At 68.8% G+C, this 23,779-nt stretch carries 20 protein-coding genes and 1 tRNA gene; 7 read left to right on the forward strand and 14 right to left on the reverse strand.

Translation table 11 applies throughout. The features are described from left to right. The first annotated feature begins 37 nt into the window (after positions 1 to 37). On the forward strand, positions 38 to 1,093 hold the full coding sequence (locus IPG50_01200) for a CAP domain-containing protein (protein ID MBK6690819.1): 1,056 nt from the start codon (positions 38 to 40) through the stop codon (positions 1,091 to 1,093). Positions 1,094 to 1,129: 36 nt separating this feature from the next. Here IPG50_01200 and IPG50_01205 read toward each other — a convergent pair whose 3' ends face one another. From IPG50_01205 to IPG50_01240, 8 genes are all read right to left on the reverse strand, one after another. Continuing rightward, on the reverse strand, positions 1,130 to 2,122 hold the full coding sequence (locus tag IPG50_01205) for a hypothetical protein (protein MBK6690820.1): 993 nt from the start codon (positions 2,120 to 2,122) through the stop codon (positions 1,130 to 1,132). Positions 2,123 to 2,704: 582 nt separating this feature from the next. Then, positions 2,705 to 3,661: a hypothetical protein gene (locus tag IPG50_01210; protein ID MBK6690821.1), complete on the reverse strand. Its 957-nt coding sequence runs from the start codon at positions 3,659 to 3,661 to the stop codon at positions 2,705 to 2,707. Next, entirely contained in the window at positions 3,658 to 4,137 is a 480-nt protein-coding gene (locus IPG50_01215; GenBank protein MBK6690822.1) for a hypothetical protein, read from the reverse strand. Before IPG50_01215 ends, IPG50_01210 begins: the two co-directional genes overlap by 4 nt. A 47-nt stretch (positions 4,138 to 4,184) precedes the next feature. Next, positions 4,185 to 4,790 carry a type II secretion system protein gene (locus tag IPG50_01220; protein MBK6690823.1) on the reverse strand — a complete coding sequence of 202 codons (606 nt, stop codon included), beginning with the start codon at positions 4,788 to 4,790 and terminating at the stop codon, positions 4,185 to 4,187. A gap of 159 nt (positions 4,791 to 4,949) precedes the next feature. Next, positions 4,950 to 5,522 carry a type II secretion system protein gene (locus tag IPG50_01225; GenBank protein MBK6690824.1) on the reverse strand — a complete coding sequence of 191 codons (573 nt, stop codon included), beginning with the start codon at positions 5,520 to 5,522 and terminating at the stop codon, positions 4,950 to 4,952. 95 nt (positions 5,523 to 5,617) lie between these two features. After that, on the reverse strand, positions 5,618 to 6,235 hold the full coding sequence (locus IPG50_01230) for a prepilin-type N-terminal cleavage/methylation domain-containing protein (protein MBK6690825.1): 618 nt from the start codon (positions 6,233 to 6,235) through the stop codon (positions 5,618 to 5,620). Positions 6,236 to 6,451: 216 nt separating this feature from the next. Further along, a complete protein-coding gene (locus tag IPG50_01235) occupies positions 6,452 to 7,924 on the reverse strand; it encodes a sigma-54-dependent Fis family transcriptional regulator (GenBank protein MBK6690826.1) in 1,473 nt (490 codons plus the stop codon). A 111-nt stretch (positions 7,925 to 8,035) separates the two neighbouring features. Next, positions 8,036 to 9,922 carry a PEGA domain-containing protein gene (locus IPG50_01240; GenBank protein MBK6690827.1) on the reverse strand — a complete coding sequence of 629 codons (1,887 nt, stop codon included), beginning with the start codon at positions 9,920 to 9,922 and terminating at the stop codon, positions 8,036 to 8,038. Positions 9,923 to 10,025: 103 nt separating this feature from the next. Between IPG50_01240 and IPG50_01245 the strand changes: the two genes are divergently transcribed. Further along, positions 10,026 to 10,685 (forward strand): hypothetical protein, encoded by a 660-nt coding sequence (locus IPG50_01245; protein ID MBK6690828.1) that lies wholly within the window; start codon positions 10,026 to 10,028, stop codon positions 10,683 to 10,685. 170 nt (positions 10,686 to 10,855) lie between these two features. On the opposite strand, the gene IPG50_01250 is transcribed toward IPG50_01245, so the two are convergent. Continuing rightward, a complete protein-coding gene (locus IPG50_01250) occupies positions 10,856 to 13,486 on the reverse strand; it encodes a hypothetical protein (GenBank protein MBK6690829.1) in 2,631 nt (876 codons plus the stop codon). 308 nt (positions 13,487 to 13,794) lie between these two features. Between IPG50_01250 and IPG50_01255 the strand changes: the two genes are divergently transcribed. Then, positions 13,795 to 14,169 (forward strand): hypothetical protein, encoded by a 375-nt coding sequence (locus IPG50_01255; GenBank protein MBK6690830.1) that lies wholly within the window; start codon positions 13,795 to 13,797, stop codon positions 14,167 to 14,169. A 75-nt stretch (positions 14,170 to 14,244) separates the two neighbouring features. Here the strand turns inward: IPG50_01255 and rimO are convergent, their stop codons facing one another. Genes rimO through IPG50_01280 form a run of 5 tightly spaced genes read right to left on the reverse strand, consistent with a single transcriptional unit; the run spans position 14,245 to position 20,026 of the window. After that, positions 14,245 to 15,666 carry a 30S ribosomal protein S12 methylthiotransferase RimO gene (rimO, locus tag IPG50_01260; GenBank protein MBK6690831.1) on the reverse strand — a complete coding sequence of 474 codons (1,422 nt, stop codon included), beginning with the start codon at positions 15,664 to 15,666 and terminating at the stop codon, positions 14,245 to 14,247. A 42-nt stretch (positions 15,667 to 15,708) separates the two neighbouring features. Beyond that, positions 15,709 to 16,527: a lamin tail domain-containing protein gene (locus tag IPG50_01265; protein MBK6690832.1), complete on the reverse strand. Its 819-nt coding sequence runs from the start codon at positions 16,525 to 16,527 to the stop codon at positions 15,709 to 15,711. A 47-nt stretch (positions 16,528 to 16,574) separates the two neighbouring features. Beyond that, positions 16,575 to 17,705 carry a glutamine-hydrolyzing carbamoyl-phosphate synthase small subunit gene (carA, locus tag IPG50_01270; GenBank protein MBK6690833.1) on the reverse strand — a complete coding sequence of 377 codons (1,131 nt, stop codon included), beginning with the start codon at positions 17,703 to 17,705 and terminating at the stop codon, positions 16,575 to 16,577. After that, positions 17,702 to 19,012 (reverse strand): dihydroorotase, encoded by a 1,311-nt coding sequence (locus IPG50_01275; protein ID MBK6690834.1) that lies wholly within the window; start codon positions 19,010 to 19,012, stop codon positions 17,702 to 17,704. Before IPG50_01275 ends, carA begins: the two co-directional genes overlap by 4 nt. 6 nt (positions 19,013 to 19,018) lie before the next feature. Then, positions 19,019 to 20,026, reverse strand: a complete 1,008-nt coding sequence (locus tag IPG50_01280; protein MBK6690835.1) for a hypothetical protein — start codon at positions 20,024 to 20,026, stop codon at positions 19,019 to 19,021. A 233-nt stretch (positions 20,027 to 20,259) separates the two neighbouring features. Between IPG50_01280 and IPG50_01285 the strand changes: the two genes are divergently transcribed. The 4 genes from IPG50_01285 to IPG50_01300 all read left to right on the forward strand — a co-directional run bounded on the left by IPG50_01285 (position 20,260) and on the right by IPG50_01300 (position 23,776). Continuing rightward, positions 20,260 to 20,343 (forward strand) — tRNA-Leu (locus IPG50_01285). 23 nt (positions 20,344 to 20,366) lie between these two features. Beyond that, positions 20,367 to 21,125: a hypothetical protein gene (locus IPG50_01290; protein ID MBK6690836.1), complete on the forward strand. Its 759-nt coding sequence runs from the start codon at positions 20,367 to 20,369 to the stop codon at positions 21,123 to 21,125. Between the two features lie 51 nt (positions 21,126 to 21,176). Next, positions 21,177 to 21,503: a hypothetical protein gene (locus tag IPG50_01295; protein ID MBK6690837.1), complete on the forward strand. Its 327-nt coding sequence runs from the start codon at positions 21,177 to 21,179 to the stop codon at positions 21,501 to 21,503. A 2-nt stretch (positions 21,504 to 21,505) separates the two neighbouring features. After that, positions 21,506 to 23,776 (forward strand): TonB-dependent receptor, encoded by a 2,271-nt coding sequence (locus IPG50_01300; GenBank protein MBK6690838.1) that lies wholly within the window; start codon positions 21,506 to 21,508, stop codon positions 23,774 to 23,776. Positions 23,777 to 23,779: the final 3 nt, after the last annotated feature.

Consider the following 23,779-nt stretch of genomic DNA (forward strand, 5'->3'; position numbering starts at 1 on the left):
TTTCTATCACGGCCGCTCTCGTGCGACACTTCCAAGCATGGCCCACGAAGCTCCTCGGCCGGCGCGTCGGCGTCTTCTCGCGGCCTGGGCGGCGCTCCGCCCGCGCACAACGCTCGCTCTCGCCGCGCTCTCGTTGTGGGCGTGCGGCTCGCCACCTGGCGCCGTGCCGGCGAAGGTCGCGCCCGAGCTCGCGCGACCTGACGCTGCGGCGCCGAGCGCGACGGGGCCATCGACGGCCACTAGGGCGATGCCCGCCCGCACCGACGGACGCCTCTCGCTTGCCGAGGCTCGCGCGCACATGCTCACGCTCATCAACCGAGACCGCGCGAGCGAGGGCCTTTCACCCGTCGTGCTCGACGAAGGCGCCGCCCAGAAGGCGGGCCAGCGCCACGCCGAGGACATGGCGCGGCTCGGGTTTCTCGGCCATTGGGGCTCGGATGGTTCGGTGCCTGAGCAGCGCCACTCGGAGGCCGGCGGCGTCGACTTTGTGATGGAGAACGCGGCGTGCGTGACCGACGAAAAGCCGCGCGACATCGACGCGGCGCCGTCCATCGAGAAGGAGGCGCTCGAGCGCACGGAGGGAATGTTCTTTGGCGAGGTGCCGCCCAACGACGGGCACCGCAAGAACATCCTCAAGGCGGAGCACAAGAGGGTCGGCATCGGCATCGCGCAGACCCGCGGCTCGGTCACTGAGCTGCCGGCGCTGTGCCTCACGCAGGAGTTCATCGATCCCTACGGCACCTACGCCCCGCTGCCCAAGCAGGCGAAGGCCGGCGAGTCGCTCACCGTCTCCGGAGCCGTGACGGGCAACGTGAAGTTCGGTGGCGTCAGCGTGGGCCGCGTTGACCTGCCCAAGCCGCTCGCGCCCTCGGACCTCAACAAGCGCCGCAGTTACACGTTCCCCGAGCCGTATCAAATCTACTGGCCCCGCGGCTACAAGACGCCGCTGCCCGTTGAGGTTCATGGTCAGAACTTCAAGATCACGGTCCCGCTGGCGCGCGGCCCGGGGCTCTACTCGATTACGATCCTCGCGCAGCATCCGGGCCAGAAGAGCTACGGCGCCATCTCTGTGCGTACCGTCGTCGTGCAATAGCGCGGCAACGACACGCAGCGCGCGCGGCCCCGCGCGTTAAGGTTTCGGCGTGCCGTTCACGGTGCCGCGGAGGCCGAACGGGGTGCCGACGCCCTGAGCCGTGCCGGTGAACGAGCCACCAAAGCTGACGACCTCGGCGTGCGGGCCGACTTTCGGTGTCGCGCTTGCGGTCACGCCCAGCGACATCCGTGCGAGCGCCGCGTCGACGCTCGTTGTTGCGCTGGCGGCGCGGCCTTGGATGGCGTCCTTGCAAAGTGTCGTCGTGCAGCTCGCGCCGCACGACGGATAGCTCTCGCCCGGACCCACGAGGGCCTGCGCGAGGCCCGCACAGTCGAGGTCGACGGCGAGCTGCGCCGCCAGCGTCGACGTCGTGGTCGTGTCGGCCATGAGGCTTGCCAGCGCGCCAAGTTGGAGTCCAAAGACGCCCGAAAGACGGATCACGTCGGCGGCGTCGGCGCTCCAATCGAAGGGCGCGAGGGCGCTTACGGACGTGGTGAGGGGACGCCCGGCGAAGGTCGTTGGCGTCACCTGAGCCTGCGTCGCTGCCGCGCTTGGGAGAAAGTCCACGAGGAGCGGGGAGGGAGGCGCCTTGCTTCCATCGGTCATCCGGGCTCGCGCCCTCGCACGGATCGTGGGCGCGTGAGCCGCGAGCCAGGTGGTCGCCTTGGCGTCGAAGCTTGCCGCCGTTCGCTGCGCTTGAAATTGAGCGCCGGCCCCGGCCGCTTGCGCCGCCGCCACCGTTGTCATGGCGTCGAGGAGCCACTGGGGCTCGTTGGCCGCGGCGGGCACGAAGGCATCCACCCACGCCGTGCCCGCAGGCGCGAGCGCCTTCTCCCAGGCCGCGAGGTCGAGGGCTGTCGGCTCCATCGAGAGCGTCACCTGGAACCCGTGCGACAGATCGAGCGGTCGATCGTAGAGCTCTAGCGTCACCTCCGCCGTGGTGCCGGCGGCGACGGGCGCGATCTCGACGCAACCGACGGCGTAGCTCTCGATGCGTCCGAGGATCGCCAGCGAGCGGGCCGCCGGCACCGCCGCGAGCTCGATGGCACCCCCCGGGACCGTTCGCTTTGGGGGCGCCGTCGGCCAGCGTCGTCGTCAAAAGTTCGGCGCATGAGCGCGCGAGGAACGTGCTTGCCACGACCGATGGGGTCTCTCGCGGCCCGTGGTACTTGGGCAACACGCGAACTGAGGCGAGCCCCGTTGCGGTCACCGTGACCTCGAGGCGGGCCAAGCGATCGCCTTGGCGCGCGCGCACGACGAACTTCGTGGGCGAGGTGGGGACAACCAAGGTGAGCTGACCACGGCCGTCGACGAGCTCAAGGCCGCCGCGGTCGAGGGAGCCGTCGAGGTACTCGCCCTCGAGCCACAGTCGAACCTCGCCGGGCAGCGCAGGGCCGACCAGCGAGAGGCTCACACGGCTCCCCGGAGGAAGCTCGCTCGCGTCGCCTTGGTCGAAACGTAGCGGCTCCAAGAGCACGGGCGCCGGCGTCGCGTTCGGCGTCACCGAACCGTCGTCGACGCACGCCGCGAGGGCGGCGGCGAGCATGAGCCTCCGCATGGCGCTCTGGAAGGTCGCGAACGCCGCCATCGGGCTGAGTATAGCCCGGGCGGTCAGCGCTCGGCGACGCCGAGGGCTCGCGACCAGGAGCGAGCGCACTCGGGCCTCGTCTGCCGCGCCGCCACGGTGCAGGTCAGCGGATCGGGGACGGGGCCGAGAAGGAGAAACTCGCCCCGTGAGATAAACGGGAGCTCCGCCTGCCAACGCCCGTCGATGTAGCGCGCGCGGCTCTCGCGGCGCTGCCGCAGGACGCGCCTGGCTTCCGGCTCTTCCTTGTCGCTCTGTCCCATCTCGCGCTCGAGGCGCGCGAGTCGCGCCCCGATCTCGGCGACCGTCACCGGATCTTCCGTGAGCGCTTGCGCCCGCTCGAGATACTCGAGGGCCGTCTTGCGGCGCCCCGCGCGCGACAAGATGGCCGTCGCGCTGAGCGAGCGGTCGACGCTCGCGCCCAGCTCCGCCGCTCGGAGGATCGCCTCCGAGCCCAAGACGCGCCATGCCTCCTTGTCCTCGGACGACGAAAGGAACGAGGGCGCCAAGAAGCCGACGAACTGGCCGTATTGAAGCCAAAGGCGGTGATCGGTGGGGTGCTCGCGAAGGCCTTGCTCGAGGTAGGCGCGCGCCTTGCGGGCGTCCTCTTCGGTGCCGAGTATCGGTCGGAAGACGAGCAGCGTGTCGACGTACGCGTAGAGGGTCGGGAAGCCCGGCTCGAGGGCGAGGATCGCGTCGATGTATTTCTCGAGGTCTGGGAAGGGGCGCTTCTCGGACCAATGACGTCCGTTTTCGACCAGCAGCGTCGCCCAGAGGAGGTCCACGGCGGCGGAGCGATAGCCGAGCGTGGCGAGCTTCAGCTCCTCCGGCGGCGGTAGCGCGTAGACGTCGTCGCGGGTCTTGATGCGATGCACGGAGCTGGCAAGCGACGGCCTTAGCGACGCCACACCGAGGGCGCTCACGACAGCCGCGCAGGCCAGCGCGAAGACAGCGCGGGAGGGACCTCGCGCTGCGGCCGTCATTCGAGCTCCGCCTCGACGTACAAGCCGGGGAGGAGTCGCGCGGCTTTTCCGTCGGTGCGCACGCGCGCTTCGAAGAGGCTGGTCACCCCGTCGCCATCGAGATCCCCTCGCGCGCGCGCCACGACGTCGGCGCCGTCGTGCTCGAGCGAGAAGGAATACGCGTGGGCAATGCCGTCGGGCACCGGCGCGAATTCAAGCTGGCGCCACGTGGGGTGCTCCCAGGTTCCCGGCGCATCAACGGAGCGGGCGCCTCGCGCCACGACGGCCGGCGTGAGCGGCGCGGGGGCGGGCGCGACGCCGGTGGTCTCGACGACTCCGAGGACGCGCGTCTGCAGCTTCGCGAGGCCGGCGGTCGCTTCGGTGAGGTGTGATGCGTGTAAGTTGCGGATGAAGGCGGGCACAGCGACGCCGAGCAGGGACCCGACGATGGCGACGCCCGCGGCGATCTCGACCGACGTGAAAGCTCGGCTCGACATGGCGGTCACCTCACCAGATACCAGCCCCCGGGCCGCGCGTAAACGCGTCAGTCCTCTTGGTTTTCCCGCTCAAGTTTCGGTGAGACGACGGCCTTGAACTGGTCGTCGGGGGCCACCGTAAGCCGGAACGTGGACATGTTCCCGTCGGCGTCGAGATCGCCATGCGCGGTGGCCGTGGCGCGCGCCTCGCGGCCCCGGCCCTGCGATTCGAACGAGTACGCGTAGTGTTGGGGCTGGGCCATGCTGAAGTGAAGCTCGACCCAAGGAGATCTCGACCAGTCGGCGAAGTTGCTCTGGTAACGCTTGCCCTTCACATCCTCCGCTGAGGGCGGCACGCTCGCGCGGGACGTCGGCGGGAAGTGCCGCATGGCTCGCCCTTGCTCCGGTTTCGTTCCTGCGGGCTGATCGCGATCGGACTTGTCGTAATAGTCGGCGGCGGCGGCGGCGAGCGCCTGCACCGAACCGATGGCCTCGGCGGTCCGCGAGTGCCGCACCCAGCGCGCCGTGCCATACATGCCCAAGGCAGCCACGACGCACGTTAGCGCGAGGGCGTTGATCAGCTCGAGCAGCGTGAAGCCAGGCGCGCGACGACGCTTGGGGCGCGGACCGGTGTTCCTCCCGCCGTCACGACACGAAACCGACGCCCAACGCACCGCAGCACTCTACCGCGGTTGGGCCCTCCCGGTCTCCTTCTTCGACACGCTGGGGCGGCCGCTCGCGCGACGATGGTCCACAAAAGCGCTTCGCGCCGACTCCCGAAAGAGGCGGCGCGAAACTCGCAGTCTTCGGCGCGAGGAGCGCCGAACCTCAGATCACTCTTCGGGAGCCGATTCGGTGAGGCTCGGCGCCACGTTGAGCGAGCCGTTCTGAACCTTGCCGACGATCGAGAACGTGGACAGCGTTCCGTCACCGTTCAAGTCGCCGTTCGCCGTCGCTTCGAAGGAGTCGGAGCCCGAAGCCACGCCCGCGGCCACGTAGTTGTACATGTAGTACTGGGGCTGATCCATCGAGAACTTGAGGCACGAGAAGCCCTTGTTGGTCGTGGAGTCGATGCTCCAGTCTTCACGCGGCTTCGAGCTCGCCTGGTACTTCTTGCCCTTGATGCCGTCGGCGCTGCTCGGGACCTTTGCGCTCGCGCTGTCGCAGAGCGCGCGGAGGATGCCCGTCGACGAGCCTTGGCCGAGGACCGTGCCGGACATGGCCTCTTTCTCGTAGGCCGTGATGGCGTCCTTGGAGACCTGGCCGAGTGAGTTGCGGGCTTCGGCCGTCTTGGCGTTGGCGAGGTACTTACGAACACCGTAGACGGCGAGGACGGCGAGGATGCCGACGATGGCCACGACGATCATGAGCTCGATGAGGGTGAAGCCTTGTTTGCCCTTGCGAATGAAGTAGCGCATGCGTTTCTCCTTGGTTTCGAACAACATCCTCCGGCGCGCCTTCAGTCTACCCAGCGAGACAAAGCGGACGGCGGTTTCCTCGGTCACTCCCCCTCGTTATCCACGAACACTGCGTTGCTCCAAGACGTGCCGACGACGAAGACGTACTCGCCGTTGCTGTCGGTGTCGGCCTTGGCGGCGGAGACGAACCAATCGTTGAGGCCTTTGCCCGAGCCCCCGAAGTCAGCGGCCCTCGGCATTCCGGTCGGTGACGCGGGGAGCGCATCCCCGGCGCGGCCGGCCACGGTCGTGTAGCGAAAGAGAACGGGACCGTCGACGTGAAGCGGCAACACGGACCACTTGGCCGTGCCGCCGCTGCACTCGGGATCCCACGGAACCTTCTCGGACTTCACCGTGGCGACGGGGCACAAGGTCCCGTTGAGGTTCGTCGAGATGGATGCGTAGGAGCCTGTCTCCGCGCGGTAGCTCTCTTGCGCCACGCGGATCGACTGAATCATCTGTGTGGCTTCGCCGACGTGAGCCGAGTTGACCATCTTTCGATAACCGACCACGCCGAGGGTCGCGAGGATGCCGACGATGGTCACCACGATCATCAACTCGATGAGCGTGAAGCCCCTTTTCCGAAGACGACGCGCGTCCGCGGGGGAGACCGAACCAAGCCACCGCGTCGCGCCGGCTTCCGTCTTTGTCGTTCGCGTCACTCGGGTAGATTGCAAAGCAGCCAACGTGCCAAGACTCCCACGCGGACGCGCCGGAGGTCAAACAACTGAAATCGCGAGCACTCGGAATTGCTCGCACCTTGGCGCACGCCGGCGCGGTACCGAGAATGGTCCATCGGCTGAGCCGGCCGGGACGCAAATTGTCCGTCGTACAGGTGAGCGGCCCAGCGCGGCGGTCCGGCAACGGGCGTGTGGCGCCTACTCGTCGTCGCGGGCGCTCTCGGGTGCCGCTTCAAACGAGTCGCTCGCGAGGTCCGCGTCGCCGACGTCAAGAGCGAGCTTTTGCAGGCGATAGCGCAGACTCCGCAGCGTGACGCCCAAGAGCTTGGCCGCGTGGGTCCGCACGCCGCCGGCGCGCTCCAGCGCCTCCACGATGAGACGGCGCTCGGCCTCGGCCATGACGTCGTCCAGGTTGCAGCCCTCCTCCGGAAGAGTGAGCAAGGCCGGCGTGGCGCGCGCGGCGGCACCGCTGATCTCGGCCGGCAGGTCCCCGAGGCCAATGATCGGCGCCGACGCGAGGGCGACGGCGCGCTCCACCAGGTTCTCGAGCTCGCGCACGTTGCCAGGGAACGGGTAGTCGCTCATGACGCGCAGCGCGTCGGGATGGAAGCTGCGAACGTCCTTTCCGTGTTCGCGTCCGCAACGTTCCAAGAAATGGCTCGCGAGAAGGGTGATGTCTTCTCGTCGGTCGCGGAGCGGCGGGATCTCGATGCGGATGACGTTGAGGCGGTAGTAGAGATCTTGCCGGAAGCGCCCCGTCTTGACGTCGTCTTCGACGTTGCGGTTCGTCGCCGCGAGGACGCGCACATCAACGGGCGTCTCGGCGGTTGAGCCGACGGCGCGAACCTTCCGCTCTTGAAGCACGCGAAGCAGCTTCACTTGCAGCGGCGGTGGCAGCTCGCCGATTTCATCGAGGAAGAGCGTGCCGCCATCGGCTTCGCGAAAGAGGCCCGTGTGCCGCGCCGTCGCGCCCGTGAAGGCTCCCTTGTCGTGCCCAAAGAGCTCGCTCTCCATGAGCGCCTCGGGCAAGGCTCCGCAGTTCACGACGACGAACGGTTTGGTCGCCCGGTCCGAGAGCTCGTGAATGACGCGCGCGACGCGCTCCTTGCCGCTGCCGCTCTCCCCCGTGATCAGCACCGTGCTCTTGCTCGCCGCGATGCGTCGGGCGAGATCGACGATGGCGCGCATCGGAGCCGACTGGCCCAGGAGATCTTTCGGCGCGTCCCGCTCGGCGCGCGCGCGAAGCCGTTTGTTCTCCGAAACGATGTCGGACTTTTCGAGCGCCTTTTGCGCGAGCGCCCGCAGCTCGGCCGTTGCGAACGGCTTCGTGATGAAGTCGTAGGCCCCGCCTTTCATGGCCAAGATGGCCGTCTCGACGCTCGAGTGGGCGGTCATCACGATGACCTCCGTCGCGGCGTGGCGGGCCTTGGCGCCCGTCAAGAGGTCCATGCCCGAGCCGTCGGGCATCATGAGGTCAGTGACGACGAGCCCGAAGGGATCTGGCGCCGAGGTCACGGCCTCGAGTCCCTCCCGAAGCCCCGACGCGAGCGTCACCTTGTAGCCCTCGCGTCGGAACAGGATGCCCAGCATGTCGCGGAGCCCCGTCTCGTCGTCGACGACGAGCACGTGGGCCCCCGACACTTTGGCGGCGGCGTGCGGAGGAGCGGCCATCGCTCCCCACTATCTCACGCTTTGTCTCGGCCTCCCAAGGGCCGTGCGCCGTGGGTGGCGCCGGCCCCTTGGCCTTCGATACGGCGACGTCGGTGACGCGCTCAGAGGGCGTTACTCGCGGAGCTTCTGGATGACCTTCTTGCTTTCGCCGGCGCTCACGGTGATCTGGACGACCTTCTTGAGGCCTTGCTCGCTGTTGACGAACGTCACCGTGTGATTGCCTGCCGAGACGGGCACCTTCATCTTCGGCGTGTTTCCGATGGGCTTGCCGTCGAGGAGCACCGAAGAGGCCGGCACCGAGTTGATGTCGAGCGTGCCCTCGCCCGACGCGGCGGTGGCCGCCGGCTTTTCGGTGGGCTTTTCCGTGGGCTTCTCGGTCGGCTTGGCCGCCGTGGGCTTCTCGGTAGGCTTCTCCGCGGGCTTCTCCGTCGGCTTGGCCGCCACGGGCTTCTCCACGGCGGGCTTCTCGGTGCGATCCGGCTTGTTGACGGCGGCGCCCTTGGGCTCAAGCTCCACGTGAATCGTCTTTTCGGCCTGGCCGTCAGCGAAGCTGATGGGAAGCTTGAAGTCCACGAAGCCGTTCTTCGAGGCCTCGAGGGTCCACGTTTGCGTGGTGTCGATGTCCACCGAGATCGGGAACGTGGGGATGTCCTTGCGGATGTTTCCCGAGACCAGCGTCACCTTCGCGCCCGTCGTGGCGAGCGTGATGGTGGCTTTGCCCTTGAGGACCTTGAGGACCACGTTGTCGAGGCTGAGCGTTTCATCCTTCGCCACCGTGACCGACTTCTCGAAGGGCTCGTAGCGCTCGGACCCGACGACGCGAACCTTGTGCTCGCCGGGGGACAGATCGCGCAAGTCTTGAGGGAGCGCTCCCACTTCGCGGCCGTCGACGAGGAGGCGCACGCCGGGCTGAGTTCCCGTTACGCGGAGGCCCGTGCCCTTCGGCGGAGCGCTGCTCGTGCCGCTACCGCTCGAGGCACCGGCGACGCTGAGGTTTGCGACCGCCTCGGCGCGCGCTTCGATGGTGACCGATTGGTCGACGGCGTCGTTGCCGACGATGGCTTTCACCATGTGGTTGCCGGGCGAGAGATCTTCGACGAGGCACGGCGAGGTCTCGCAGACCTTCCGACCGTCGACGAAGACCTCGACGCGGGAGAGCGTCGCGCCCTTCGAGTCGGTCGCGTTGACGCGAAGCTTGCCGTTGCGCGGAATGCCGAGCGCAAGGACGCCGATCACAGCCACGATGCAGACGAGGCCCACGCCGACGTAGAGACCGGTGCGGCTCGGTGCAGGATGAACCAGCGCTGTTTGTTCGAGCGCACGAGCCGCATGGATGGGCGGGCCGTTGCCGGGCATCGGCATCGGCGCCGTGTGGACCTGACCCTGCATCATGTGCGGCGGCATCGGTGCGCCGCTGGCCATGCCGCCGAGGTGCCCGACGGGCCCCATCGGCGACGTGGTGGCTCCGGGTGGCGGCGGCGGGGCGCCGGGCATTCCCGGGGGTGCGCTCATGCCGGGCGGCGGCGGGGGCGGCGCGGGCATGGCCGACGCACGGGCGAAACCACCCAGGGCGTTCGGCGGCGGCGCCGACACGGGACGGAAGCCGATGCCAGGCATCGTTGGCGGCGCCGGGGGCGCTCCGGCACCGGGCGGAGCGGGAACGCGTGACGGAGCGCCATCGGGGCGCGGCGCGCCTTCGACCTTGGTCATCTCGTTCTTGATGGGCTCAACGCGCGTGTCGGTCTTGGTCACCGACTCTTTGGCGTCCTTCGCGTCCTTCTCAGGAAGGACATGGGTGGCTTCTTCTTCGTCGTCCCACTCCATGTCGAGGCCCGGGCCCGACGGGGCCTTGGCGTCGGCTGCGTACGGCGCTGGCGCCGTGGCGGCGGGCGCCGGCGCGTCTTGGGAAGACGCGGCCGCAGGGATCTTGCTGTCGCTGGCCTTGCCACCCGACGGCGCGGGCGCCGCGGCAGGCAGCTTGCTGGAGCTTGGCCGCACCGAGGGCGGAGCCTTGTCGGCCGGGGGGGCAGCCTGGGCCGCCGCGGGCGCGAGGCTTCCGGGTTTAGGGGGCGGCAAGACGGCGGGGAGCGCGGCTTTCGTCGTGCCGCTCGGCCGCGTGGACGGCGGGCCGCCACCTGGCGGCGGGAGCGGAGGCGGCGATGAAACCGAGCCCGCCGTGGGCGGTGCAGGAAGCGGTGGCGGTCCCGAGGCCGAGCTCGTGGCCGGAGGGGGAGGAGGCGGCGGGGGCGGCGCGGCTGAGGTCGCGGGCGGCGCCGGTGGCGCGGAAGGGCCGGGAGGAGGTGGCGGCGGAGGCGGAGGCGGCGGTGCCGCGGAGACCGACCCGGGCGCAGGCGGCGGCGGCGGCAGCGGCGGAGGCGCGCTGGCAGCCGGTGCCGGAGCTGCCTGGGCAGGCGCGGCGGAGGGCGACGCCGCGGGAGGTGGTGGAGGCGGCGGGGGCGGCGGCGCGGCTGAGGTCGCGGGCGGCGCCGGCGGCGCGGAAGCGCCGGGAGGAGGTGGCGGCGGAGGCGGCGGCGCCGCGAACGCCGCGTCCGGAGCGACGCCCATCAAGGTGTTCTTCCCTACGGGAACCGCTGCAGACATGCCCCCGGAAGGCGGCGGGGGTGGCGGCGGCGGGGGCGGTGCCCCAACGCTTGGGGAAGCCGAGGACTTCTTGCCGAGCCCCTCGAAGATGTCGAGGTCCGATCCGCCCTTGTTCTCTGCTGACATCGTCGCGCTCTCCTGCTTGCCGCCAACAAGCTAACTTTCGGAAACCAGTAGTCTATTTCTAGCCTACGTTGGCATCCAGGGTATGGGTTCGCCGCCGGCGCGCCCACCCTAGCGCCCGTCGGGAACGTTGGCGAGGAACTTCCGCGGGATTTGGAAACCTTTCGCATCGCTGGCTTGGCTCGACCCGAGGCCGGGCGGCAGCGCCTACGGCTTTGGCGGTGCGTTGCCCGCCGAGCTGGACCCCGACGGCGCGGGCGCAGCCTTCGCGGGCTTCTTGAAGTAGCGGACACGCTGCGATTGAAGGGGCTGCCAAACGGCCGGGGTCACGATCGGCGTGTCGAACACCTTCCGCGCGGCCGGCGTCTCGCCGCGGACCAGCCGCGCTGCGAGCGGCTCCTTCGCGGGCGCCGCCGGCTCGCCGGCGAGATCGTTGGCGCCCCCGAGCAACGCGCGGCCGTCAACGACGGCGATGCGGACGCTGCATCCCAGACGAGCGAAGAACGCGTCGAGCGCAGCGACCGTCGCCCCGTCGCGCGGGACGTCGGGCGCGAGCTCGCCCCACAGGAGCATGCCGTCTTCGTCTTGGACGCCAGCGACCGTCCCAACCGACGCTGGGACTGACGCCAACAGCGGGCCACCGGCCGCGAGAGGCTCGGCGTCCGTGAGGTTCTGGCTGTCACCGATCGCAAAGAACCCTCGCGAGAGGTAAAGGCCCGTTTCCCCGCGCTTGGCTCTACGGCCGAGCATGGTCAGAACCGTGGGGCTCTCGGCCGCGGTTCCGCTTGCGGCACGCACCGCCTTCGGATCGACCCGGAGCAGGCGGAGCTTTCGCTCAGGATGCGCCGCGTCGAAACGCACCCAGGTCGTCGCGGTGGCGTAGGGAAAGCCATGCTGCGCGAGGCCCTTCACTCGCCACGCACCCTCGCCCGGCTGGGCCGGCGAAACGGCCGACGTCACCTCCACGCCGGGCAACATGTTGCGAAGCGTGAGGTAGAAGAAGTCGCGCGCGTCGCGCTGGATGTATTGGGGGAAGTTCATGTGCATCATCCCCTTGATCATCCGGCGCGCGCGGTAGCGAAAGCCCGGCATGTCGCGAATGTTTCCCTCGAACTCCCAGTCGGCCTGCAGCGGCCTTCCGAGCGGCGCGAACGACTCGTCGGGCCGCACGTTATAAAACTCGAAGCCGGCGAGGCCTGGGTTCATGTCGAGGTGCACGGCATAGGTGCAGCGTGCCGCGAGCATCGCGCCGGCGAGGGCCTCGGCCGACGTGTCGTGCCCCCAGAAGTACGCCACGAAATTCTCTTGAGTGAGGCACACCGCGCTCCGCGTCGTGTGGATGTTGTCGGCCCAGCCCTTCGGCGTGCCTCCCCACCACGTGCGGCCCCACGGGTTGTGCTTTCCGTTTTCAATCAGTGCCGTCATGTTCTGCCGAAACGACAGGACGTCGTCCGGCACCTCGGCGCTCGCGTTCCAGGAGCCGAATCCGGTCGTGCCGTCCTTCATCTCGAGGATCGTGGCCGCGTAGGGCTTGGGCGGCAGGTAGAGGACGCCGCTCGCCTGCATCCCGAACTCGCCGTGCATGGCCTGAAAGCCGCCGTTGAAGCCGCCGACCACGCGCTTCATCACCTCCGGCGTTCGAGGGATCACACCGGGCCCCGCTTCGCCGGTAGCGCTCACCGGCTCGACGGTGCCGGCCTCCATGTGGAGCGCGACCTGCCGCGGATCCCACAACGTGATGTAGATGCGCGTCTGCGGCCGCTGCTTGTCAGGTCGAAGGAATGTGGTGATGAACGCCGAAGGCAAGCCGGCGTTGTGCGCGATGAACGGATCGGACTCGAGCGTGATCCATTTGCCCTCGCCAGGCAGGGGCGGCGCGAGCATCGGCACAAGGGCGTCCGGTGGCCATCCCAGCACGGGATCGGTGAAGACGACCTTCTCCGTCGGCGGCGTGAGGACGCCGAGCTCCTCTGCCACGGCTTTCTCGCCCTTGTCGCCCACGAGCTTGGTGCCAAAGCGCGAGAGCCAATCGCGGGCCGTGAAGGCGATGGCCTTGACGACCTGCATCTTCTCCTCGCCGAACCACGAGAGGCCGCGAACACGATCCACCGCCCACGTCACGAGGTTGCCAGGGCGCGCACGCACGAAGGGGGTCGCTCGGACGAAGCTCACTCCTTCCAGCACGGCGCCCGTGTCAGGGTTGGCGACGATGCGGCGGCCGTCCGCGACGGCCACGAGGCGCGGCGTCGAAACGGCGCCTGGCGCCGCCTCCTCGAAGGAGAGCTCGGCGCCCTCCGCCGGCGGGTCGAGGGCGAACGCGTTCTTCGTGATGCCGTCTCGCTGGCCCGTTTGCTGAAGGTTGGCGATAGCCGTCTGCCAACGCTGCACTCGGGAAAAATCAGCGAACTCGTCGGGCGAGCGCCCGTTGAGACCAACCACCGAGACCGCCGTCGCGACGCCGTCGATGTTCGACACGTAGGCCGCGAAGGCGCCTTCACGCGAGAGCACCGGCGCTGACTCGTCGACGCCGGACGAGCGCGTCAGGTTGTAGAGGGCCCCAAGCTCCAAGAAGACGCCCTCCGGCGACGCGCGCACCGTTGCGAGCCAGAGGTCGTTCGGTTCGCCACGCGCGTGGGCCCGCACGATGGCGCGACCGCTCGCGCGGAGCGCGCCTGCGAGGCCACCGGCGGCCGTGAGCCACACCACGTCCTTGTCGGTCGCCACGAGGCCTTCGGCGTCGAGCGCACGTGCCAACGCCTCGGAGCGGTTCTTGGCCGGCGGAGCGCCAGGCCGCCCGAGCGTGACCGCACCAAGGGCCACGAGGAGCGCAAACGGCACGGGTCGGACGCGCCAGGGAAGGCGCGTCAGGGCGGCCTCGGCCCTCCTCATCACCCGCGCCGCGGCCGTCTCGATCGGCCGAGGGAATGATGACCCGGAACGGTGGGACTGCTCGTCGGCCAACGCGACTCCAACGCTCGCGGGTACCAGCTTCTTCACCTCGAATCCAGTTTTGGAAGACCCAGTTTGGACGGTGCTGGCGGCATCTCCGGTGTCCGACCGCCAACGAAGTTGCCGGAGGCCCCCGCGCGTTGCCCGGCAATTGCGCCGCGTTGGGGCTTGGCGCGGAGCGTGCTAAACGAAGGGCCATGCTTCCCGCGACGCCAGCGTCCGGTTCGGTGGCCCAGCGAATGATGCGCGGCGCGCTGGCGCTCGCCTTTGCGTCCGCATGTGCCGCGCCGACGCTGCCGCTACCACCGCCCGCTACGCCTTCCGTGCGGGAGCTCGCCGCGGGCCGCTACCTCCTCGTTGGAGAGCGCGGCGCCGAACCACACGCGATCGTCGTCATCTACAATCGGAACCCGGCCATGACGCTGGCCGACCGGGTCGAGGCCACCGAGGCCGACGCCGAGGGCTCGTGGCGCCAAGAGATCGCGGCGTCGCCCGACGACATCGTCGACATCTGGCAGGAGGGCGAATCGACGCGCAGCCCGCCTATCACCATCAAGCTTCCGTCGCGCTAGGCCGCTTGCGATTTTTCGGCGATCCCTAGCGCTGGCGCCTCCGGTTCCGCCTGAACTTGAAGGCGGCCGCACTGTTCACGGCACGACGCGGAGGCCGACCTTCTTCTTAGGCGCCGCCTTCTTGGTCGCCGCGCTGACCTCCTCTTCCACGAGCTCGCCGACGAGGTCGTAGTCGCTCGACTGGGAGATGCGAACGCGCCGCATCTCCCCGGCGCGCGCTTCGCCGCCTGAGAGGTAAACCTGCCCGTCGATGTCCGGCGCCTGTCCCGCGTGGCGTCCTTTCATGACGAACTCGTGCTCTTCGCTGACGCCCTCGACGAGCACCTCGAGCGTCGAGCCCACGCGGGCCTTGTTCCGCGCCCGCGCGATCTTGCGCTGGACGGACATGAGCTTGCGGTACCGCGCGCCGGCTACGCCCACGGGGACCTTCTCATCCATGAGGAAGCTCTTGCAGGTCTCTTCGTCGGAGTAGCGGAAGACGCCCATGTGCTCGAAGCGAGCCCACTCGACGAACGCCGTGAGCTCGCCGAAGTCGGCGTCGGTCTCGCCGGGATGGCCCACGATGAACGCGGTGCGGAACACGAGGTCCGGGATCGCGTTTCGGAGGCGTTCGACGACACGCCGCTGGCGGTCGATGCCGTGGCCGCGCTTCATGCGCTTGAGCATCGCGTCGGAGGCATGCTGAAGCGGCATGTCGACGTAGCGGACCACGCGGGGATGGCTCGCGATGAGCTCGACGAGCTCGTCGTCCATCGTCTCTGGGTAGAGGTAGAAAATACGAACCCACCTTATGCCGGGGACCTCGGCGACGCGCCGCACGAGCGCCGCAAGCTTCGTGCGCTCCTCCTTGGGCAGCTCGCGCTCGCCGCGCAGGTCGCGGCCGTAGGCGATGGTGTCATGCGAGATGAGGTTGACCTCTTTGGTGCCGGCGGCGGCGAGCTGTTCGACCTCGCGCACGACGTCGTCGATGGGCCGCGAGCGCTGCTTGCCGCGAAACTGCGGGATCGTGCAGAAGGCGCAGCTCCGGTTGCAGCCCTCCGCGATCTTGACGTAGGCGCTGGCGCGCGGGCCGGTGATGACACGGGGGTCTGAGGCGCGGACGACCCAATCGGCGGGGTTGCCCACGAGCATGCGCTCTTCTTCGTCACCGCTCAGAACGTCCTTGAGGCGGAGCATGTCGCTGGAGCCGAGGAAGTGGTCGACCTCGGGCATCTCGCGGGACAGTTCGTCGGGGTAGCGCTGCGAGAGGCAACCAGCGACGACGAGCTTCTTCAAGGCGCCGCTTCGCTTGAGCTCGGCTAGCTCGAAGATCGTGTCGATGGATTCCTTCTTCGCTTCACCGATGAAGCCACACGTATTGACCACGATGGCTTGAGCGTCTTCGGGGGCGTCTACGAGGCGGTAGCCGGCGCCCTTGGCGACACCGATCATCACTTCGCTATCGACGCGGTTTTTCGGGCAGCCGAGGCTGACGAAGTAGATGCTCTTTTTGGCCATGACCTGCTCGGCGGGGCGCGGGGCGCCGCGCTCTGTGCCGCCTCAGTAGCAGACGACGTCCGTGTTGTCCTTGTTGGGCGTGCCTTTCAGCGACGCGGAGCCGTAGGTCGACGTGACCGGCGACTGGCTCCAGCGGACCCAACTGGAGCGGTCGCTCCACGAACAATTGGCAGGGAAGGCGATGGATACGCCCGGCGTGACGGCGGGGTTGGTCGACGGGTAGGTGACCTTGTCGATCACGGCGCCGGCTGCGTTCGTGATTTCGATGGTGTCGCCGTCGTTCTTGAGCACGTCACTCGTGCCCCAGGCGACGAGCGGGCCCGGCAGGCCGCCATTCTTTAGCGGGTCGGCGTCGCCGGTGACGACGAAGGTGCCGTAGGGAGGCAGCTCGAGGTCCGTGGCGACGGTCACCGCGTCGACGCCGCTGGTGCCTCGCGGACTGGCGATCTTGACGCCCTTCACGTTGAGGCGGCATCCGCGCGAGCTCTGGATCTCGACCCACTCCGCGGTGTCGCCTTGTCCCGTCTTGGACGCGACCATGATCTCGACGACGTTCAGATCGCCCGGCGCAATGTCGCCGGTGCACGCTCCGCCGTCGCTGGCGGGCTTGGCGACGTCAACGCCGCCATCGCTCGGTCGCGACGGGATCGTGATGGTGCCCGCGTCTTTCGAGGAGCTCGTGACGTTGGTCTCCGGCTCTGTCTGCTCGTCTTCGTAGCCGAAGTCCTCTTCAAGCAGATCGCCGCCGTCGCTCGTGGCCTTCGCCTTGCGTGCCGGAACCTCTCCGCACGCCAACGCTCCGGCGAGGAAGCCCAGGCCCACGACGCACACCACAAGGGCGCGGAGACGGTAGGAGAACATCGGACAAGTGCAGCTTAGCGCGCCTTTTTGCACCGGCCACCTTACTTTTAGACTCTTGCAAGTGCCCGAAACCGCTCGAATAAATAGAGGGAGTCGTGGGGGCCCGCGGCGGCCTCAGGGTGGTACTGCACACTGAAAGCGCGTGCACTCTCCACCGACAAGCCTTCACTGGTGCCGTCGTTCAGGTGGACGTGGCTTGAAAGCACGCCCGACGGGAGCGTCTCGAGGTCAACGCAGAAGCCATGGTTCTGCGTCGTGATCTCGACCCGACCCGTCTTGAGATCCTTCACCGGCTGGTTGGCGCCGCGATGACCAAACTTGAGCTTGTACGTCTTGGCGCCGAGCGCGAGCGCGAGGATCTGGTGTCCGAGGCAGATGCCGAAGATCGGTCGCTGGCCCAAGAGCGCCCGGACCGTGTCGGCCGCCTGCGGCACCGCCGAAGGATCGCCGGGGCCGTTCGACAAGAAGAACGCGTCGGGCGCGAGCGCGAGGGCCGCGTCGGCGGACGTTGACGCGGGAACGGCGGTGACGCGAAAGCCGACGTCAACGAGGCAGCGCAGGATGTTTCGCTTGACGCCGTAGTCGAACACCACGACGTGCGGCGCGTTGCCGCTCGCTGCGGCGGCGGCAGGCTTACCGAAGGGCGCGGCCCACGGACCTCGACCCTCGGTCCACGAGTAGGGCTCCTTAGGGGTGACCTCGCTCACGAGATCACGCCCGTTCATGTTGGGCGCCTTACGCGCCGCTTGGAGGAGCAGGGCAGGGTCTCCGGGGCCGAGCGCGGCGTTCTGGGCACCGCGATCGCGAATGTGCCGGGCGAGGCGCCGGGTGTCGAGCTCTGCGATCGACACGACGCCGTGGCGCTTGAGGTACGCGTCGAGGGCCTCGTCGCTGCGCCAGTTCGACGCCAGGGGGCTGGCTTCGCGAACGCAGAAGCCGGCGAGCAGCGGCCGCTCGTGCGTCGACTCGGCGTCCTCGCGGTTGATGCCGACGTTGCCCATCTCGGGCGCCGTCATCACGACGATCTGCCCGCGGTACGAAGGATCGGTGAGGACCTCCTGGTAGCCGGTCATCGTGGTCGTGAAGACGAGCTCGCCGACGGTGGTTCCGACCGCGCCGAAACTTCGCCCCTCGAAGACCGTGCCGTCCTCGAGCACAAGATGAATGGGTTCGCTCATGGGCCCGGCGCAATCTCGTGCACAAGGCTGCCGGCGACAAGGGTGAAGAGGACCCGGCCTTTGACCTCGGTGCCCCACAGGGGCGTGTTCGCCGATTTGGTCTTGAGCTCTCGTGCCTCGACGCGCCACGAGCGCGCTCCGTCGAAGATGACCAGATCGGCCGCGGCCCCTTCACGAAGAGTTCGCGGGCCGAGCCCGGCGATGCGCGCCGGGCCCGACGTCAAGGCGCCGATGAGGCGCGGGAGCGACAGGACACCGCGCTCCACGAGGCCGAGGAGCGCGGGAAGGCACAGCTCGAGGCCCATCATGCCCATCTGGGCGTCGACGAACTCACAGGCCTTGTCGCCCAGCGAGTGCGGCGCGTGATCCGTGGCGATGCAATCGATGGTGCCGTCGGCGAGGCCCGCCCGGAGCGCTTCGACGTCGCGCTCTTCGCGCAAGGGCGGGTTCACCTTGCACGCCGTGTCGTAGCCAAGGACGCGCGCATCGGTGAAGAGCAGGTGGTGCGGCGTGACCTCGGCAGTGACGGCCAAGCCGCGGCTCTTGGCTTCGCGGAGGATGCGCACCGAGCCCTCCGTCGACGCATGCGCGAGGTGGTACCGCGCGCCGACGTATTCGGCGAGGAGGACGTCGCGCGCCACGATGATGTCTTCGGCGACGCGCGGCCAGCCGCGGAGACCGAGGCGCGTCGACACGGCACCTTCGTGCATCACCGCACCGGCCGTGAGCGCGTGGTCCTCGGCATGCTGGATCACGGGCAGGTCGAAGGTCGCGGCGTATTCGAGCGCGCGTCGCATGACGTGACTGTTCGTCACGCAGCGGCCGTCGTCGGAGATGGCGACGGCGCCGGCCGCGCGCATCTCGCCGATCTCGGCCAGCGACTCGCCGCCTTGCCCCTTGGTGATGGCGCCGATGGGGTGAAGGCGAACGCGCGAGGCCTCCTTCGCCTTGGCGAGCATCAACTCCGTCACGAGGCGACAGTCGTTGACGGGGTTCGTGTTTGGCATCGCGCAGACGTCGGTGAAACCGCCGGCCGCCGCCGCCGCGAGGCCGCTCCTGATGTCTTCCTTGTGCTCGAAGCCAGGCTCTCGGAGATGGGCGTGCAGGTCGACGAAGCCCGGCGCAACGACGAGGCCAGCGGCGTCGATGACGCGTACGCGCTCGCTCGCGGGCATGGCTCGCGCCGCGTCGCGGCCGAGACGGGTGATGCGGCCGCCTTCGATGACGACGTCGACGGCGCCGTCACGCTCGCCGGATTCGTCGACGGCGCGGGCCCCCCGAAAGACGAGCGCGACCTGCTCGCTCACGACGCGTTAGAACTGCCCGAGGGCACCGACGCTGGTCGCGCCGACGTAGGGACTGATCTCGGGCCGCGCGCCCTTGGCGACGTAAGGCACGCGAACGCTGGCAGCCTTTGCGCCAGAGGGTGCGGTGAGCAAGAGGACCGTCCCTGCGGCGACGCCCACGGCGCCGACGACGAAGCCGATGGTGGAGATCGTGCCCATCGACCGGTAGCGGCTTACTTCGTCCTTCTTGTCCGCCTGACAGACGCCGCCGGGACACGCCTTCTCGAGATCCGCGTGCTTTCCGAGCGCGATGAAGCCTGTGATCCCGCCGACCACGAGGCCGACGCCGCCAACACCGAGCGCAACGAACCCAAGCGGCTTGTTGAGCGAGCCACCCTCGGTGCTGATGGGCGGCGGCGTGCTCCCCTGGTCGGCGTTGGGGGGAGCGCCAGCGGGACCGGCGGCGGGGACCGCAGCAGCGGCAACGGCGTTGGCATCCTTCTCGAGCGTCAGCGTGGCGTTGGCGCTGCCAGCCTCGCCGACGGTGACGCGCACCTCCGCAGGCTTGTAGCCGTCGGCGCTTGCACGAACGACGTGAGCCCCCGGATCGACGGGGCGCTTCACGCCGAGCGCGGCCGCCGGGAAGGGCTGATCGTCGAGGGTGATCTTCGGGTTCTCCGCGCCCGTCACGGTGATCACCACGGAGCCAATCTTGGCCGACACGGCGGTGACCTCGGCCTTCGCGTCCTCGACGGCCTTGACGAAGGCAGGCGGAGAGCCGGCCGGTGCCCCGTCGCGAATGATCCGGTTGTACGTCTCCTGAGCGGCGACGTACTTGCCGTTCGCCGACAGCGCGCGTGCGAGCCCGAGCGCCAAGGTCGGGGCGCGAAAGAGCTGATCCGCGCGCCGGAAGCGGTCCTCGGCGGTCTTGAAGTCCTTCTTGTCGAGCGCCTCCTGAGCCTCGATGCCAAGTTGGCGAGCCGTGGCCTTGTCGGCGTCGGTTTGGGCTGCCGCCGGTGCCGCTGAAAGGGCCATGGCGAAGGCGAGGGGAGCGATGGGAAGGAGACGCGTAACGAAGCGCATCGACGACACCTTTCCTGAAGACCGGCGCTGCGTCACCGCGCGCCGCGAAGACCCGTGTCGTATCACGAATCGGCTGGGCGCCGCGAAGTGCCGCGAGGCGAGGCGCTTGGCGCCGCCAGCGTCACCCAGGAGAACGCTCGCCCTTGACTCGCATGGTGCTCCTTATGTAGGGGTGTGAGCCCGTCGCGAGGGTGGCGGAATTGGCAGACGCGCTGGATTCAGGTTCCAGTGGGGTAACTCTCGTAGGGGTTCAAGTCCCCTCCCTCGCACCGCACTTCTCGATGGGCGTTTGATGGCGCGCGCCGGACCCTTTGTCAGCAACCTCGCGCTCACGCTCGCCCTGAGCGGCTGCCAGTGGCTCCTGACCGAGCCCTCTGGCCCTGGCGGAGGGCCTGGCGGAGGGGTGGGGGATGCTGGCACTGCGTCCGACGCGTTGGCGAGTCCGGAACCAGCGGACGCTTCAGGGAGCGTATTTCTGAGAGCTTCGTGGAGCAACGAGCAGCGCGCGCTCGAAGCGACGCTCCCCCTCGGCACCGCCATTGCCGCGACGGACATCGTTATCGTGACCCTTCGCGCCAAGGAGCATCTCGCGGAGACCGCCTTGACGACCCTCGGTGCCGAATGGAAGCACGCGGTGATGAACGAGCGTGGGTGCGGCGGCTCATGGACCGTGTTGCAGATGCACCGCACGGGGCCGCCCGCCAGCCCCATCGCCGTGCAACTCGACTCGGTCGCAGACTTCGTCATGACCGGGCTCGCCTTTGGCGGGGCGGCTTCGCCGACGAGCGTGCCCCCCCTGCAGCGCGCTGGCTTCGATGGGGACGGTTGGGGGCGGCCGGCCGCCACGACGGGCCTCAACAGCCTCTTGCTGCTCACCTTCGTTGACGCGACCAAGACTGGCCCGTTCGGACCCCTCGCGGGCTTCGAGCGCATCGACCAGGGAGCCATCGCCCACTACCACCGAAGCGGCTCCGGCTCCGCAGGCCCTTTCGAGGTCCAAGGTGACCCAGACGGCTGCGGGGCCTCAAGTACGTTTTTGCTGACTCCCTGAGCGTCGCAAGGTGGCGCTCACTCGCGGGATCTCGCTACCCTAGCGGGACCGATGTCGAGGTGGCTGGCCAGCGCAGTTCCTTTCGTTGCCGCGCTTGTCTCGTGTGCCCCCGACGACGGCCGACCGAGCGGGCCGATCAACCTCGTCTTCGACGCGGGAACCGACGGCGACGCCGCCCCCGACGCCGCCATCACCAAGAAGGGTCTCGCCGCCGACTGCACCGGTGACAGCGAGTGCGAAAGCGGCCACTGCTTTCGCGGCGGCAAGAGCAGCTATTGCTCGCTGGCTTGCAACGCGCAGAACGCGGCGTCGGTCTGCCTCGCGCCGGCGTTCGATGCAACATGCAACAACCAAGGCTTCTGCCGGAAGCCCGGGTGAGCGTGCGTACCTTCGCGATTCCCCTGGTGTTCGCGTGGCTCGGCCTCAGCGCATCCGCCGGCGCGCAACCGGCCGATAGCCCCGCCGCCGGTGACGCGGGCGCCGTCCCCGGCGCGCCACCGGCCGCGCCGCCGCAGCCCGCAGAGGCGGCGCCGACGGAACCGACGCTCCCGAGCGCCCCCAGCGTGCCGTCCGGCGCGGCCGTCGACGCTCGCGCCGCAAAGGACGACGTGGCGGAGGTTCGCGTGATTGGCGACAAGGCCGATTCGCTGCCAAAGGTCCCCGGCTCCGGCACCGTCGTGTCGCGCAAGGAGATCGAGCGCGCGCAAGCCGTCGAGACCGCCGAGCTGCTCCGTCGCGTGCCCGGCATTCAGGCTCGCGAGGACTTCGGCGGCGGCGGCCGGCTCGACATCGGCGTTCGCGGCCTCGACGCGGGCCGCAGCCGACGCGTGCTGTTGCTCGAGGACGGGATGCCCATGGCCCTCAATCCCTACACCGAGCCGGACATGTACTTCGCGCCGCCCATCGAGCGCTACCGGGCCATCGAGGTCGTCAAAGGCGGCGGCAACATCCTCTTTGGTCCGCAGACGCTCGCCGGCACCATCAACTTCGTCACGCTGGCCCCGCCGGAGAAGCGAACACTCACCCTCGACGCCGACGCTGGAACCTATGGCTACGCGCGCGGGCTCGTGCGTTACGGCGACGCCGTCGGCGACACGCGCTACGTGGTGCAGGCGCTCCACCGCCGCGGCGACGGCTATCGCGACCTGCCGTTTTCCTCCACCAACGGGCTCGCCAAGATCTTCTTTCCCACCGGTGAGCGCGGCACCGCGACGGTCAAGCTCGGTGTTCACCTGGACAACGCGGCCTCCGACGACGTCGGACTGACGTCCGCGATGTTCCGAGCCAACCCAAAGCACGGGACGCTCTCGCCGACGAGCCACTTGAAGCTCGAGCGCTTCGATGTGGCCCTTACCCATGAGCATCGCTTTTCCGAGCAGGTGCAGCTCACGTCGCTGGCGTACGCGTACCGCACGGCACGTCTCTGGCGCCGGCAGGACTACGCGAGGCAGAGACCCGTTGGCTTCATCGACAGGGTTGAGGGGGACGAGTCGGTCGCGTTGGGGGCTCTCTACTTTCAACCCACCAACGTGGTGCTCGACCGCAGCTACGATGTCGCCGGCGTTGAGCCACGACTTCGGATCAAGGCGAAGACGGGCGACGTTCGGCACACCTTCGAGGTCGGCGGGCGAGGGCTCGTCGAGGTGGCCGACTACCAGCAACGCTCGGGCACTTACCCCGAGACCTACGTTGGCGCCCTCGAGAGCGCGGAGCGACGACGCGGCCTCGGGCTCGCCGGCTACCTCCAAGACCGCATCGCGTTTACCGACTTTCTCCTCGTCACACCGGGCGTTCGCCTCGAGCACCTTCGGTATCGAAGGGTGCAACTTCACACCATCGAGGATGGGCGGTCGCTCGACGTCTACCGAGAAGGTGAGGGCGATGTGACGGGCTTCGTGCCGGGCATCGGCCTCGTCGCCGGCTCGCGCCGCGTGCACGGGTTCTTCGGCCTGCATCGCGGCTTCGCGCCGCCGCGCGTCAGCTCGGCCATCAGCTCGCGCGGCGAGCCGGCGCCGGTCGGCGTGGACGAGAGCACGAACGTCGAGCTCGGGACGCGCGCGTCGATCGTGAAGGCGCTGCGCGTTGAAGTGGCCGGGTTCCTTTCCGCGTTTCAAAATCAGGTCATCGTCAACACGAACCCTTCGGCCGACGTCAACCTGGTCGACGCGGGGGCCACCACGCTGAAGGGCGTCGAGACGGCCGCCACGCTCGAGTTGGGCAAGGCCTTTGGTTGGCCAACCGTCGTCGACGTTGGCGCGCGCTACACGTTCGCGCGATCAACGTTCCGTTACGGCGTCGACGCAGGCCGACTCTTGCCGTACGCGCCGCAGCACTCAGGCAGCGCGAACGTCGACGTCGAGCATGAGAGCGGGGTTGGCGGGCAGGTGAGCTATTCGTTCGTTGGCTCGCAGTTCACCGACACGAAGAACACAGCGGGTGAGGACGTCACCGGTCGCATCGGCGAGTTGGACCCATTCCACCTCGTGAACCTCGCGGCACACTACCGCCACAAGGCGAGCGGCCTCACGGCGAGGCTCACGGTGAAGAACGCGCTCGACACCACGTACATCGCCGCGCGACGACCCGAGGGCATTCAGCCCGGCGCCTATCGGCTCGTGCTCGTGGGCCTTCGCTGGGACTGGTCGCCATAGGCG

It is taken from the genome of Myxococcales bacterium (assembly GCA_016703425.1).
Lineage (GTDB): Bacteria > Myxococcota_A > Polyangia > Polyangiales > Polyangiaceae > JADJCA01.